Annotated in this window: 3 protein-coding genes; all 3 read left to right on the plus strand. The window is 40.0% G+C overall.

Features of this window, described 5'->3' with window-relative positions; all coding sequences use genetic code 11:
- Positions 1–100 precede the first annotated feature (100 nt).
- Positions 101–1,771: a formate--tetrahydrofolate ligase gene (locus tag JZO83_RS08175; RefSeq protein WP_207115463.1), complete on the plus strand. Its 1,671-nt coding sequence runs from the start codon at positions 101–103 to the stop codon at positions 1,769–1,771.
- Between the two features lie 268 nt (positions 1,772–2,039).
- Positions 2,040–9,281, plus strand: coding sequence for a QWxxN domain (locus JZO83_RS08180; RefSeq protein WP_207115464.1), 7,242 nt, complete (start codon positions 2,040–2,042; stop codon positions 9,279–9,281).
- Positions 9,282–9,382: 101 nt separating this feature from the next.
- Positions 9,383–16,507 carry a QWxxN domain gene (locus JZO83_RS08185; RefSeq protein ID WP_207115465.1) on the plus strand — a complete coding sequence of 2,375 codons (7,125 nt, stop codon included), beginning with the start codon at positions 9,383–9,385 and terminating at the stop codon, positions 16,505–16,507.
- Positions 16,508–16,547 lie beyond the last annotated feature (40 nt).

Here is a 16,547-nt window from a genome sequence, read left to right on the forward strand (position 1 = left end):
GGCTTTTTTTGTTTTTTTTTGGAATAAAAACGAGTATAATGAATATAACTTAACGAAAAATAATTATTTGCGCGAATAGTTCGTGAAAAGGAGCGTTTTAATGAAAAGTGATTTAGAAATTTCACAAGAAACACAGCTAAAACCGATAATTGAGGTAGCAGATAGCATTGGGATCGCTGAAGATGCACTAGAATTATACGGAAAATATAAGGCTAAAATCAATTTTTCGGCAATCAAGGACTTTTCGGAAAAAGAAGATGGCCATCTGATTTTAGTCACTTCAATCAATCCAACACCAGCTGGCGAAGGCAAGTCGACGGTGACAGTCGGGTTAGGGGATGCATTGAACCAGTTGGATAAAAAAGCAGTTATCGCTTTACGTGAACCATCTTTAGGACCTGTGATGGGTATCAAAGGAGGTGCAGCTGGCGGTGGTTATGCGCAAGTCTTACCAATGGAAGATATTAATTTGCATTTTACTGGGGATATGCATGCGATCACATCTGCCAATAATGCGTTATCTGCTTTATTAGATAATCATATTCATCAAGGGAATGAGCTTGGGATCGATCCTAGACGTGTCATTTGGAAGCGTGTAGTCGATTTAAATGATCGTGCTTTAAGAAATGTGATCGTCGGCTTAGGCGGCCCTGTTCAAGGCGTACCAAGAGAAGACGGGTTTGATATTACCGTAGCCAGCGAGATCATGGCGATCCTATGTTTAGCTGCGGATCTAGATGATTTGAAAGCACGCTTGGCACGGATCGTGGTTGGCTATACCTATGATCGCCGTCCTGTGACAGCCGGTGACTTGCATGCAGAAGGTTCATTGGCATTGTTATTAAAAGATGCAATCAAACCTAATCTCGTACAAACGATCTACGGTACGCCAGCACTGATCCATGGAGGACCTTTTGCCAATATCGCTCATGGCTGTAATAGTGTACTCGCAACCAAAACAGCATTAAAACTTGGTGATTATGTAGTGACTGAAGCTGGTTTTGGGGCAGATCTAGGTGGCGAAAAATTCCTGGATATCAAAGTACCTAATTTGAACAGCGCACCAGATGCCATCGTGATCGTCGCAACGATCCGTGCTTTGAAGATGCATGGAGGACTAGATAAAGGGGAATTACAAACAGAAAACTTGCTTGCGTTAGAAAAAGGCTTTGCTAACTTAAAACGGCATATCCGTAACATGCAAAGCTACAATATTCCAGTGATTGTCGCAGTCAACGAGTTCGTCACTGATACAGAAGCGGAATTAGCGTTATTGACCGATCTGTGTGAAAAAGAAGGAGTCGTAGCAAAACGTGCAAGTGTGTGGGCGAATGGCGCAAAAGGCGGTGTCGAATTAGCACAAAGTGTTGTGGAACTGATTGAAACACAAGAGTCTAACTATGTACCGCTCTACCAAAAGAAAGATTCGATCCAAACAAAAGCAAAAGCAGTCGTACAAAAAATCTACGGTGGCAAGGATGTTTCTTTTAGTAAGAAAGCAGAAAATCAAATGGCTGAGTTTGAAAAACATGGTTGGTCTGATTTACCGATCTGTATGGCGAAAACCCAGTATTCTTTTTCTGATGATCCGGCTTTACTCGGTGCTCCAGAAGATTTCACGATCACGATTCGTGAATTTGTCCCTAAACTAGGTGCGGGCTTTTTAGTGGCCTTGACTGGTGATGTGATGACAATGCCAGGGTTGCCAAAAAAACCAGCAGCATTGAATATGAACGTGACGAACGAAGGGGAAGTCATCGGTTTATTCTAGTCAAGAAACATAAAAATTTGAAATAGTCATTACTAAAATTATTTCTATCCGAAGGCGTATCATCTAAAAAGTAGCTCCACTATTTTTTAGATGATACGTCTTTTTTTATATTGTTCGATATATACCAAAAAGATTAAAAGTTCAAGTTTTTATTATTTTAAAAAAACTAGTCACGAAGGCTAATGAAGTGACATGTATAATGGTGGCATAAAATTTTGTTGATGTCTGTAGGGTGAAATCGAAGGGATATAAAGAAGGAGAGAGAGCTATGCCAATTGATAATCAAAGTAATCGACAACGGAATGGTCAATTCAACAATAAGCAGAATGAGAAAGAGAATCAGCGGATTTTTCAAGAGGAGGTCAATGAGATTTCTCGTTGGGTGACTGGTCGTGGTCCTACCCCAGATATTCTTCACTCGCCATTGTTATTATCTTTATATGTTTCTAGTATCTTAGGAAATGTAGTCGTCCAAGGAGAAGCGCCAAAAAAAAGGCAAGCCATGATTGGAGAAACGCCCGACCTGAAGCAAGCACCACATGATCACAGAGCTGTCTTTGAGGCAGAAACCACTGTTGAAGTAAAACAACAAGGCATGCGTCCGGAAATGCTCTATGCACTTGCTTCGAACTCGACTGTTGATACTACGTTGATCAGTCCGGCTTTGCCGGAAAATAGCACTGCAATTTTTCCACTTCAACTACCCGTTCATCCCCAAAATATGACGATTGATTTAGTTGATATTGTTCATGACTGGAGTTTGAATATCCATAAAAAAGCACACCAAATTGCGGAAGTTTATGACTGTACAACTAATAAAACTGTTTCCTCCCTCCCAAAATTGAGGTTTTGGGAATCACCTGACCATACCCAAGCTCATTTTAAAACCGTTTGTAAAGTTGCCATTGCTGAATCCCAAGAAATCAATCAACAACGAATAGCTCACCCGAATAATATCCAACAATTTTCGTTCAAAAGAAATAGCGACGGAAGTTCCGAAAACCAATTCTCATTTGAAGATTCAGCGGTAAAGCTGAAAAATATTTTTCGACAAGCATATGAAAAAACAGTGAATCAGACGAGTCAACAGACGACAGGAAATACAACAAATACCCGTCCAGAGGAAGCCGACTTTTTTGGCGGATTAACGAACGCTTTTACTACGTTTTTCAGGCAATTTGACCAACCAATCTATACAGAAAAACAAGAAAGTTTAAATGGCGATTCAGTGATCAGCCGCTTTTTAGACAAGGTTGCCCGCAGTATGATCTATGAAAAAGAAGCAGATTATCCAGGAAAGTCTTCGATCAATACCAATATTCCACCTTCTTTTCAATCGACTGAGTTTTCAAGTGAAGCCTCTATTTTAACTAAAGAAGAGGTAGGATTTGCGACCCAATTTTGGCAGTTGTTTAGTAAATTGGACGAGATAGTTACTGACTTTATCAAGAAAAGGGACCCATTGACTATACGTGGAGCTGAGGCAAGGCCAATCAATGATCCTCGTTTCAATAATAGAGGGGGAGAAGGGAGTAAAGCAGTCACAGAAAATCAACCAGTGCCAAGCAACAAGAAGGCTTCTGATTCTTCCAAGCTAGCGGTAGCAAGAAAGATCGCGGAAGATATTGAACAAAATCGTGTCCCAGCTGAACGCTATCAAGAACCTTTACCAAATTTTTTTTACGATCTTTCTTTGTATAGAAATAAACATAAAACAGAAGACGTCATCAATAAATTGAAAGTATTTTTAGTAAAACAAAAAGTTCTTGATCGAACTGCTAGTGATATGGAAGTCATCACAGCACTAGAGAATTGGGCAGGAATCCGTCATAAAAATGATATTTCGCAAGACTCGTCTAAAAACCAATTTGCTGCCTATCTCATTCGAAGGTACTATGGCTTAAAAAATGTCAGACTAGGGGATGCGTTAACTACGGCACAACTACAAGCAACTTTCATGCAGTTAAAAGCCAATGTACACTTGGAAAATTATACCTATGAAGATAAGTCAAAACCCATTCAGTTCTCCGAGAAGGAAACACCTGTTGGTTCTTATTATCGGACAGAAACAATGGTGTGTAATCAAATTTTTGCGGACTTCTTAAATGATGTTGCTGCCACTGTGCCAAAAAATCAAACGATCACATCTATTATTTACAATCGCGATCTTTTTAATGATCGGGAGAAAACAGAAAAAGTAAATCAAGAGATGACCAAATTTGCGCAAACACAAGACAGTACGTTAAAAGACCCAACTCCGAGTGAACTGGTGAGATGGATGAGAAAATGGCTATTTAAAACGCAAAAATATGAAGAGATCGTAAGTAGAGAAGCATTAGCCGCTAAGGAGTTGCTAACAGCATTTGGATCGAATATGACGATTTTGGGAACAAACGATGCACGAGCAGTCATACTTCAGTGGGAGAACAATAATGCACAAGTAGGATATAACTACAAAGATACTACCATCGATGCGATTTCACCAGATACTCTCAAAGATAAATCAGACCGGACAGAGGAACAAAAGGTCCTATCTTTTCTTAAAGAAAATCGGATCGTTCCTACGAATGAAACCACTAGTGTAGTTGAAGAAGGAACGAAACCAAGTATTTTTAGCGAACGAGAAGAAGTGATTGATAAACGTATTGTCGCTTTTTTGAAAACAAAAGGAATCGTTTGTGATCCAACAAAACCTCAAGCGTTTGTTGATAAAGTTTCTAATTGGACGATGCTTGAGGGAGCAAATCAAAAAGTAGTCGACCCGGTCAAATTAAAGCAAATTGCTCAAGCGATGCTTGGCGAGGAAAATAACGGACTTATTTCAAACGAGGAAGCAGAACTAACCTTTACAGGATGGCTAGAGAAAAAAATAGAAAAACAAGATTTGGAAAAGCAAGATGTAACCAGTGTGCCTGATAAGCAACCAAAAATTGAAAATCTTAGTTTAAAAGATAAAGAAAATATTTTGATCAGTCAGCAAGTGTTTGAGAAAATGAAAGAACATTTACGTGAAAACAAAATAGTGATCGATCACACAACAAAAGAAGAGATCATAAGTGGTTTGGCAAAATGGTTTGTGGAAAACAAAGAAAAGGGAGAAATCAGACCCGAAAAATTTCAAGCTGTAGCAACGATCATCTTGAAAGAGTCGAAATTATACGGCGGAGCAGAGGATGAGCTGATCTCGGATTATAATGCAAAAAAAACAGTGATGAAATGGGTGTTGGAGACTGTCTTGGGTAGTTCAATTGATGCGTATGCAGCGAAAAAAATTATTGACCATCCTAATCCTGCGAGTTTTACGATAGGTCAGCTTAGAAAATCATTCAGTCTGAATGAGTTGGTGAAGGACGGGCAACTCACTCTTCACAAATATAGTGATCCGAGCAAACAAAGAGAATTTGAGTCTAAAATAGGTTATTTATGGAATGTTTCTTTGGACCAAATACTGCCAAATTATTTTCTCCAATCCAGTGAAATGCCTGACGATCTGTTGATTTCCAATTATCGTTCGTTGCTACATCTGGTAGGTTCAAGAATATTGGCAGCTTCAGGTATTCTCAAAAAATTCGAGCAAAAAGAGGTACGTACGTTGGGCCAACTTTTCTTTGAGTCAGTCAGTGAACGCGGGGTGAAAGATATAGAAGAATATAATCATCTTTTACTACCGGCACTATTTACTACTGCTCAGTTGGATGCACCAGCCTTGAGAACAGCTATGGCGGAAGGAAACTATAAGGAAGTCGCGATCAGTATGTTCATTGGTTATTTCCAGAGAGGTTATTTTGCGATCATGGAACATCAAGAAGAAGTCAATCGATTCTATGGAGGCTACCAGACAGCAGTGATCAATTTTCGGCGAAAACAGGCGCTAGTGAAGGAGGTGCTAAAGGAATGTGAAAGACTCGGGATAAGAATTCCTCCATTGGCAGGAGAAATATATTTAGCTGGAGGGAATCCCTGTCCAGGACCGTGGATTCCTCGTAGCATTGAACCGTGGTACAGAGAGTTAACAAGTGATGTGGCGGAGTCTTATCATTTATTTAATCGAAAATTGATCAGTTTATCCGTTCATTCGATTGGTCAAGCAGAGTTAGATTTTATGTTTTCTCCTGAGACTCGAATCTATGAAGGAAAGGCTGAGTTTAGAGATGAAGCGGCTCTTGCCTCAAAACCGATCGGATCACTTCCGTCCCTTCTGATAGCCAAGAGAAAAGAAACAAGGGATGATTTGATCTTAACCCAAAAACAAACAGATATCTTTGTCGCCATTCGTGGCAATGAAGAACGAGTGTATGCGTTGAAGAGGTTAGATAAAGACGGTGGTTACACTGTTTATCGTGTGGATAGAGATCCCCTTCTATTTTTAAAGAACGATTTAATCGATCTAAAATCACTTTGGTGGAAGAAGTATAGAAAAGAAGGGGAGAAGGTTCGAATCGGTGATTATTCCTATTCTTTTATGCTACAAATCAATCAAGATAATCAATTATCCCATGGTGATCAGAGGGAAGACTTATGCAATCTTATTAGCATGAAACATAAAGATGCATTATATACCCAATTATATGAATCAGGTAATGACCAGACGATGGCAAGTAAAACCTGGAATGTTGTTAGCCATATCATCCCATTTTATGATTGTGTCGTTGGGATCATCAACAAAGATACGGAAAGTGCGGCTTTTAATTGTAGTATTGATGCTATTTTAGCTTTCCCAGTATTAGGTCAAATCAGTTCCATGAGTGCCCGATTTGCTTTAGGATTAGCAAGAGTTCTCGCAAGAGGTGGATTAACAGGGTTAGTAAAAAATAGTGCGAAAATAATGCCCAAACTTTCTGAAGTTAGAAGTCTTTTAATGAGTGGCGTACGTTACATTGACCCAGGGATCGATTTAGCCATAGGTGGTGGACGCATAGTCATCCATAATTTAGTGAAACTAAAAAATTTGCCTGCTATCACAAAAAACATCCAGTTCAAGCAAGTGTTAGAAAAATTAGAAATACATGTCAGGGCGGAACCAGTGCCCCAACTATCGAAATCAACGATCGAAGCACGTTTACCAGGAAATGGTCCGCAAGTTCTGGTGAAAAAAATAAAGAATGATTTATATGTCAAAGTATCAGATTATAAAAAAGGCGATGTTTATGGAAGATACTTTACTTTGAGAGGCGACCAATTGAGGGAGTTTGAAGGTTCTGTTTCGTTTACAGAGAGAGAAAAGGAACTTATTGATTCTGTAAAGATCGAACTCCAGCCAGACGAAACGATTTTTAAGAAAATGAATTACTACCCTAAAGGCTATGGCGAAGGCGCAGTCATGGATATACTGAAAAACGGTATGAGACAACAAAAGACGGCAATTGAAATGAACGGAAAACTTGTTCCTGTTAGAACCCAAGTGATAGAAAAACATGGTGCGCGGTATGATGTATTAGCTGGCAATCATGTATTACCGGTAAACTATAATGGAATCGAATGGTATTTTGAAGGAGAGATATCTCCAAGACTTCATGAAGCTGTGGGACGTAACCTTGCGAAATGGCAGTCACACTATGAGGCATTGACTGACCCGGCGACTCTTTCGGCCCCAGATGCAAAAGGTTTGATGTGGAGTAAGGAAGGGCGATCATACATTAAATTTCAAAATCGTTATATTCCTTTAGTTTTAGTAGACAAAGAGACTAACCAATATCAATTAGTGAAAAAAGATATATTTTTGGAAAAGACAATCTTGCGATTTGATCCGGAAATCAATCAATTTCGTTTTGAAACTGATTTGGAGAAAAAGATTGTTGAACGTCCCGAGGGCATGTTGATGGCTGGTGGTTTCGATGAAGGAGCGAGTACATCAAGAGGATCAAGAGGAGGAGCAGGTTCTGCCCAAACTGCGCTAGTTTACCAGACCATAAATAATCCCTTATACCCACCATATCTCTGGTTACCAAGATCACCTAATCGATGGCAGGAATGGAAAGCGAGAATGAATGCCATCGAAATCACTGACCTTAGCATCAACTATCGAGCAGAATCGAATCAAGTCGTACTTCCTCGATTGACTAAGTTTATTCCGATAGAACGGAAAAAAATCATGACAAATGAAGCTGAGACCTTAAAAAGTATCACGCAAGGTATCCAGCATTGTTTACCGGATGATCTGAAAAATAAAGTGCGTGTTTATGTTGGTTTAGATGCTAATAAGATGCCTGAACATCTCAAACAGTTTCAAAAGACACTTGCAAAAGAGTATACTGTGTCTTTGGAAATTTTAGATAATGTCATCAAAGAATGTAAGAAAATGCTGAAGTTAAAGCAAATAAGTAGTACAGAGCGAGGGACTTACTTATCGAATATGTTTGTATTATATGGGAAGCCAGAGGAACAGGCAGTATTGAGAGAAGTAGTCAAAAGGCTTTTGACGATTGCAGAAAGAAACAAATTGTTTCTTCAACAATCAGCAGATTGGGGATTTAAGAATATCTTGATTGCTTCCACGGACTTTCAAAAAGATCCGGTTACACAGGTATTCTATTCAGCAAATAAGCAACGTTCTTCAACGTATGGATTTGTCATTAGACAAGATGCTGAAAATCGAATCATCATCATGGCTGATTCTTTCAATAAGAATCCTAATGTTTGGCCAGAAGCTGAATTAGCCCCACCTGTATCAGAAACTTTGCTGCATGAGGCATCTCATCTTTCTTCAATGGCTAATGATATTATTTCTTATGGAATGGCTGCTCGTGGATTTAGAAAAAGAGGGAAGGATGCACAAATAGACTTCTTTTCTCGTTATTTTAAGGATTTCGGATCGGATGGTTTTTATAAGTTCGGTTATGCGGTGGCCGATGATCTAAAAATAGAAGGCTTATCGATGATGACGGTTTTTGAAAATTTAGGCAAGGATCCGATGTTGTTTGCGAATTATTTGATGACTGACGCGGAATACGTTGCTACACTTCTAAGAGATATTGCCTATGGCTATAGTTTTGAACAAGCAATCTTACGCCAAAAACGTTCGACCGATGAACCAATTGAGAAACTTGGAGATGGCAATTTCCTCATAAGCATGTCATTGGTAGCAAGCGGAGATTTTGCAACGATAGGAAGACATATTGAGTTGGAAGTGACGAAAGAAACTACTTTAGGAAGCACGCTTGAGTCTACAGCTACGACAACCGCATTTTCCGTTCCTGTAGATATGCAATCAGGAAATAACACAGAAATGCACTTGGATCAACCGCAAGAGATGAAGCCTCCACAACACCCAAGAATGAAACGAAGTGACTTGAACTTACAAGAAGGAGAAGTCAGTCTAGGACCTGCTAAAAATAGTCGATTGGAACAAGCAAATCCATCAACTGGAGTTTCTAAGCCAACAAGTCCTAATCCGTCACTTTTGCAAAGTTTCACTACGCTTGTCAATAAAGGTATTGGTAGAAGCAAGGCACAAAATGTGTCTCAGACAAAGCGACAGAAACAAAAGAAATTAGTTGGGTTGAATATTTAAAATTGAATACTAGCTAGCTGAATTAAAAAAGTGCTAAATCAAGCACACATCTGATCAATCTTTTAGTGGACCTGTACAAATTTTAATAAAGGAGTTTGAAGATGCCTATAGAAGAACATCGAAAAAAAACCGGTCTATTCAACAGCAAATCCCGAAAGCACCTCACTCAAAAAGAGCAACAAAGGAGACTACATCTGCTTGCTCAAATACTTGGGCATTACCCTGTTGGACGAGGCATATGGACGCCAGCAGGAATGCTGTACCTGTTAAGTATTGGGCAAAATTTCCGAATAGTTGATGCGAATCTGCCGAATCGTCAACGTGCGGTACAAGAAACGAAAGCTGCTTTTGAAGTGGATACTTTTGTGGAAGCACGACAGCAAGGCGAAGAAATCAGCGTGCAATCTTTAGCGTCAAGCTCAACTGCTAATCCACGCCGGTTTGTACAACCTCTACCGCAGAATACTCCTAGGAACATGACTCAAACGATTCAGGCACCACTGCCTTCAAATCCACTCATTTACTTGGTTGAAAAGGCACACCAATGGAGCATAGGAATACATAAAATGGCGTACAGTATTTCACATTTAGAGAATTGTACGACCACAAGTGAGGTGTTTCATCAAAACTCACTAGGACTTTTTAACGGTGCGAATCAGACACAAGCCCACTTTAAAACCGTTTGTCAGATTGCTGTAGCAAAAGCACAAAAAAAGAATGAACAGCCGATAAAGGTACCTGCAGGTTTTCAAAAATTCCATTTTACGCATCGTCAAAACAAAAATAGCACACACCTTTTCACCGCTGAAGAAGCAGCGGTAAAGATGAGAAAGATGTTTCAAGCAACAATGGGTGATTTTGATCAGCCCGTAAATCTCACGACGATAAATCAAGCAAGAAAACAAGTGGATCAGCAAGACACTCCTATTATTGAAGCTTTTTGGAATGAAATGACTGAGCTTTTTACATCATTTTTTAGCCAACCAGAAAATACTACCTTTACAGAACAACAAGCGGATAAGAATGGCTATTCAGTAATGGATCATTTTTTTGAATGGATGGGTCAAACGTTTTCGGTCAATCTTGACACGTATGACTCAACGGACAAGCAAACCAATGAGCACTTCAACAACCCGAGAGTGACAACTCCTTTCGATCCATTACCAACAGAGTCGGCGGCAGACAAACCAGACATCACTGAAATTGAACCAGGAGCGCTGGCTAAACTATTGGAATTAGGCAACAGATTGTCAAAAAAATTCGATGATTTCATTAAAAAATATGATCCATTAGTTGGAAGGGGTGCAGAGGCGGTGCCGGTGAATAGCCAACCAGATCGTTCGGCCGCCGCTGAACATCTTCAGAGTTCACCAGTTATTCCCGCTAAGGATTCAGAATATGAACAAGTTATTCAGATCATTGATGCCATTTCTCAAAATAAAAGACCTGCGGGAAATTTGTCTGTATTACCTAATTTTCGTTATGACGAGTTGCTTTATGATAGAAAAAATCAGACTGCTTCTGCCAATGTGATGCTTAAAACCTTTTTCGTTGACCAAAATTTACTTCAGTCGTCAGCAAATGACCTCGAACTGATTGAAGTGGTCCAAAGATGGGCGGGTAGAAATTGGGGGAATGAAGATAATACACAATCTCAAAGAGCACAATACCTCGCTTATCTCATATTGGAAAGTTATGGGGTAGAAGATGTTCGGATAGGGGAGTTTTTGTCGAACAGCCAATTGCAAGCAATCTATAAGCAATGGAAAACAAATACGCTACTAATGGGGTATCCATACAAAGAGGTGAACGAGCAATCTCACATATATCATCTGTCTCCAGCAGAAACTCCCTCAGTTACTCGTTTTTTGCAACAAATGAAGGTAAATAAGCAAATCTATAAAGATTTTATCCATGAGCGCCCGGCGAGTATTTCCAAGAATACAAAGATTCCACCGATCTATCACCAGAAACAACTTTTTAACATGCGAGCAAAAACTGTAGAAGTGAATAATGTCGCCCAAGATTTTTTAAGCAAGCAACGAATCTATTTGGATCAACCGACACCAGCTCAGCTAGTCATCGAGATGCGTAAATGGATCTTAAATGGAAAACGATATGAAGAAATCGTTCGAAGACAGATAGCCGCAGCAACGATGTTACGGCAAGCACATGGAGCGACAGAGAAACCCTTGACAGTGAGTGAGGCACGAGCGATTTTGTTGCAATGGGAAGAAAATAATGCACAGCTCGGGTATGTATACCAGAAAACAAAGAAAAAAAATTGGGGCATCGATATCAATAAAATCAAAAAAGATCAAGAGAAGGAACGAGAAAAACAAGTAAAACAAAAAATTGAATTGTTCCTACGTGAAAATGGCTTGTCTTCTTCGATAAAGACACCTTTCCAACCAGAAAAAACGCCAGAACAACAGACATCGATTGAAAATCAAGAAATCATACAGCAAAGAGTGGCAAATTTTTTAACTGACAAGGGGATTGCGTGTAATACGACAAATCCGAATCTTTTTGCTGAGGCTGTTTCCAACTGGGTGTTACTTGAAGGAGCGACCCAAAAAATCATCGATATGGTCAAAGTAAAACAAATTGCCCAAGTGATCCTTGATGAAAAACTCGATGGCGTCATTTCAAATGAACATGCTGAAATCACTTTTGTCAAATGGTTGTGGGATCTGATTGAAACCGACGAATCCTTATTGACTGTCGTGCCACGTCCTGTGAGCGACGAACAGATCATCACAAGCATGCCAACTTCTCCGGCGCCTATGATGAACGTAATGAACCAAACAGAAACAACAATAGGAGAAGAAGCTAAAAATACAACAAACAACGAGCAGTGGCGTAGTCTGAAAGTAATGAAACAAGTCGAAGCTTTTTTTCGAGAGAAAGGCTTGCTCGTTGGCGAGGTGACGAAAGAAGATGTTTTAAGTGCGATGGGAAAATGGTTCATCGAGTCGGGTGAACGAACGAGTGTGATGCCTGAAAAGATCCAAGCAGTCGCTTCTGTGATTTTAAAAGAATTGAAACTGTATGGTGGTGCACCAGAAGAAGTGCTTTCAGATGCGAGTGCCGAAAAAACAGTGATGAAGTGGGCATTTGAAAATGTGTTGGGCAGTTCGATTGAAGCATATATTGCAAAAAATATCGTTGATGTACCTGACCCATCCGCTTTTACGCTTGGTCATCTCCGGCGCTTGTTTACATTTGAAGAATTGAAAAAAACTGGGCGGATCAATTTTTCTTCCCAACAGGATAGCAAGGTATCCATAGACGCAGAACGAAATTTGAAACGGCTTTGGGCAACCTTATCTAACCGAGCATTGCCTCATTACTTGCTGAAATCAAGTAATCTCCCAGACAATTTATTGATTTCTGACTATAGTTCACTGACACAATTAACAGGTGCGAGCTTATTGGCAGATCTAGGATTTTCTAAAAAGTTTAACCAAACTGAGACTCGTTTACTAGGAGAATTTTTTTTAGAGACGCTCAGTCTCAAAGGCGTCCACCACTTTGAAGAGTTATCGTTTCTTTTGACACCAGCATTAGTGACTGTCGCACAACTTGAACCTGATAAAATGCGAGCGGCTCTTGTGAATGACAACTATATCGAAGTCGCACTCACGACCTTTATCAGCTATTCACAAAGAGGGTATTTCCAGCTGATGAAAACACAAGCGATCCTTAATGACCTGACCGCTACCTATCAACAAGCAGTCATTGACTGGCGGCGAAAACTAGCGCTAGTTGATGAGGTACTGGCAGAGTGCAATCGATTGGGAATCAGGGTCAGCATGGCGGCAGGGCAAGTGTATTTAGCTGGGGGCAATCCTTGTCCTGGACAATGGACGCCACCGGATCTTGAAAGGTGGTATACTCGGCTAACAAAAGATGTCGCAGAATCCTATCACTTGCTCAATCAATTTTTGATCCAGCTTTCGATCCAATCGATCCCGCAACAGGAACTCGCTTTTCTATTTTCTCCCAATAGTCACATTTACGCAGCTTCTGCTCAATTCAAAAGTGAAGTTCGTCAGTATGATCCTCCTAAAAATATGCGCTCAGTCCCGCCCCTTTTATTATATAAACAAGAGGAGCTATTAGATACGAAACTTAACTTGAATCAAACGGATCTGTTCGTCGCTAAAAATGGAAATGAGGAACGATGGTATGCGCTGAAGCGTCTGGATGAAGGAGGATATAAATTTTATCGAGTCGATCAAGATCCTTTTTTGTATCTTATCTATGGTCTGATGGATCGCAAAGATCTTTGGGACGGACAATTCCGAAAAAACGGAGATAAGATCCGCATCGGGAAAAAGGATTACATGTTTACAACCCAAGTGCATATGGACAAAGAGTATCCTCATGGCGAAGGAAATACAACGCTAGCCAATCAAATCAGTTTGGAGCATAAGGATGTGCTCTATCAACAACTATATGCATCAGGAAATGAACAGACAGTAGCGACGAAAGTTTGGGATGTCTTAAAACATGTGATTCCTTTTTATGATTGCGTTGTTGGTGTTTCGGCACATAATGCAGAAGAAGCGGTCCCTAATTGTCTGCTCGATGCTGTATCACTCATTCCAGTTTTAGGACAAGTCACATCTTTTAGTATGAGTTTTGCCTTAGGAGTCGCAAAGTCGGTTGTTAAAAGTGGGTTAAGTACGACGTTGAAAACAGGCACTCGCTATCTCCCTACGTTGCCAGAGCTTAGAGGGCTGTTCGTAACTGCGATACGTGCTTTTGATCCTGGAGTGGAAATGATCACAGGAGGCGGGCAATTCATTTTGAAACGCTTAGTGACTTTAAAAAATGAAGAATTTGTAAGTAAAGAACTAAAAGCAGTGTTGACAAAGCTCGACCTATTAAAAAAACAACAGCCTGATGTGACGCAAAATTTTGTGACTGCTCGCTTGTCGAAAGACGGTCCAGAAGTTCGAGTGAAACGTATGCAAAATAACTTGTATTTAAAAGTGAACGATCTTAAAAATGGGGATGTGTCCGGAAAGTACTTTACTTTGCGCGGTGAGCAGCTACGAGAGTTTGAAGGACCAGCAACTTTTACTCCAAGACAAAAAGTCGTGATCCAGCGACTATCCAGAAGCTTAGATGTCGATCAGATATTTGTAGAAGAACCCAACTTATATCCAAAACTTTATGGAGAGGGAAAAGTATATACCTACAAAAAAAAGGATGGACAACGAATTTCCGCGATCAAAATGGATGGACAGATCGTTCCTGTTCACATACAGGTACTCGAAAAACATGGTGTTCGCTACGATATTTTTGATGGAGAGAAGCTTTTACCTGTCAATTTCAACGGGATTGAATGGTATTTTGAACCAGTGACCTCACCAGTGATTTCGAAATCTGTCGAAACCGAAGTGACACATCGCCTCAATCAATTTGAAACTTTGTGGGATGCGGCTACGCTTTCGGCTCCCGATGAAAGAGGCTTGATGTGGAGTGCTGAAGGTCGGTCTTATATAAAAATCAATGATCGCTATATCCCGCTGATCTTACTGAATAAAGAAGAGAATCGGTACCATTTAGTTAAAAAGGATATCCTTGAACCGCTGACGGTTTTACGATTTGATTTGAATGAACGTTCGTTTAGATTCGAGACTGAGAGAGAGAAGCTGGCGTTTGAGTTGCAAAGCCATATCAGAAGAGCCGGTACAAGTGACGACTTGATTCCAGGAACCTCAAGTGGTAGTGCTGGAACATCCCGCGAAACGAAGTCCTATCCTCCGCTTCCAAATACGCCAGCAAGATGGAAAGAGTGGAATGAGTTTCGACAAGCAGAAATATTAGTTGTTGAACCCCTAAAAAGGCCGGTCGATCGAAATGTCGTATGCAAGAAACTCTCTACTTTTATCCCAGAGCCAAAAATCGTAGTCTCACTGGATGAAGAAAAAGAGAGAAAAGGAATTTCTGAGGCGATTGCACACATGTATCATTTGCAGCCAGTTGATTACCAAACTTTTTCTGGTTTGAATCCGAACAAGGCGCCAGAGTATCTACAACCGTATTTTAAGAAAGTTTCAGAAGCATTCTATGAAGCGATCGACTATTTCCAACGTACAAAAGAACGATGTATTGAGTTGTTGAAACTAGACAAGATTGCTGGAACGCCGGAAGGACAGTACGCAGTAGAGATGTTTGACATGTATCAGATCAAAAATCGAGAGCCATATTTAAGAGAAATCTTTAAACGCTTATTGTCTGTATCAGAAAAAGGGGAACGGTTTCTCCGACAGTCAGCGGATTGGGGATTTGAGAATATTTGGATCGTCTCTACAAAATTAGAAAAAAATGAAGCGAGACAAGCTTATTATACAAAGGTTGAAGCTATCCCCCGTACCAGTGCATTCATGATGACTCGTGATCCAGAATGTCGAATCATCTTTATTGCTGATACGAACCATATTGATCCAGATCATCTACCGAACCTTCAGTTAGCGATAGATCCCAAAGAAACCTTGATGCATGAAACAGCCCATGTCGTTTCCATGGCATATGATGTTGTATCAGGGTATCCCTATGTAGCCAAAGGTTTTTCAAAATGTGGACAAGATGTTCGCGATCAATATTTCAGAAGATTTGAAGGTTTTTTCAAAACAAGATACTTTGACAGTTATGTCGATCAATTAGCCGATGTTCAAGGATCGCCCATGTTATCGAATGAGGCAGTGATCCTTGCAGAAAAAACGGATGCAATGCTAAGCATGAATATCCAAATGCTTGATGCAGAAACATTGATGATCATGATTAGAGATGTGGCAAAAGGGAATAAATTCAATCAACGGCCAAAAGTTTTTAAACGAGATGTAAGTAGTGAACAGAGTGAAATAAAAATAACTGGAGAAACATTCATTGCGGTCGCATTGATGAAATCAGGGTCATTCTATACGGTAGAAAAGAGTCCGGAGTTGAAAGTCCCGCAAAAACAGCCAGATAGCACAACTCTCTCTCCTGATTCTACAACCAAGACTCAACAGGTAAATACCAAAAAGGCGAATTTTAACCCGGCAACGCCAAAACAAAGCAAGAAAAATCAGAGCAAGTCGAAAAAAGGGAAACCGCGTATCCAGAAACTTGTCGGTTTTAGCACGAAAGCGAGTATCTTCCTGAATGAAGGACAGAGAACAACACCAGTGAAACAAAAACGAAGTGAGTTGAATTTGCAATATCGTTGAAAAGCAAAAATAGAAGTATTTAACCATTAGAAATAAAGGG

Source organism: Enterococcus sp. DIV1298c (genome assembly GCF_017316315.1).
Lineage (GTDB): Bacteria > Bacillota > Bacilli > Lactobacillales > Enterococcaceae > Enterococcus_B > Enterococcus_B mangumiae.